Genomic DNA, 374 nt, shown 5'->3' with positions numbered 1-374 from the left:
TGTTGCGCTCTGGTTTTCCGACCCCGTCTCACGACCGTTGCGCCAAGCTGCTCTCAGCCCTCCTCCGCTCCGACGACCTCGCGACTGCTGGCAGGTGTTACTCTGCCACAGCCGGAGCCCGGTAGACCTCTCCGCTCTTCATCAGTGCCCAGACGATCCGCGCCATCTTGTTAGCGAGCGCGACCCGGACCAGCATCGTCGGCTTCCGCTCCAGCATGCTTGCCAGCCAGGTGCCCTGGCGTGCCGACGCGTGGCAATGGCGCTTGATGATGACGCTGTTGGCCCCGATGATCAGCAATCTGCGCAATGAGCGCTCGCCCATCTTCGTCGTGGCCCCGAGCCTTTGCTTGCCGCCTGTCGAATGCTGCCGCGGT

The 374-nt window shown here is 64.7% G+C and carries 1 protein-coding gene; it reads right to left on the bottom strand.

The window, feature by feature from the left end; all coding sequences use genetic code 11:
* Positions 1-97 precede the first annotated feature (97 nt).
* A partial coding sequence (locus OCH239_RS21535) for an IS110 family transposase (RefSeq protein WP_037267657.1) occupies positions 98-374 on the bottom strand: 277 nt, incomplete at its 5' end.

The sequence above is a fragment of the Roseivivax halodurans JCM 10272 genome (genome assembly GCF_000521785.1).
GTDB lineage: Bacteria > Pseudomonadota > Alphaproteobacteria > Rhodobacterales > Rhodobacteraceae > Roseivivax > Roseivivax halodurans.
This window is presented reverse-complemented; position numbering and strand designations above follow the sequence as displayed.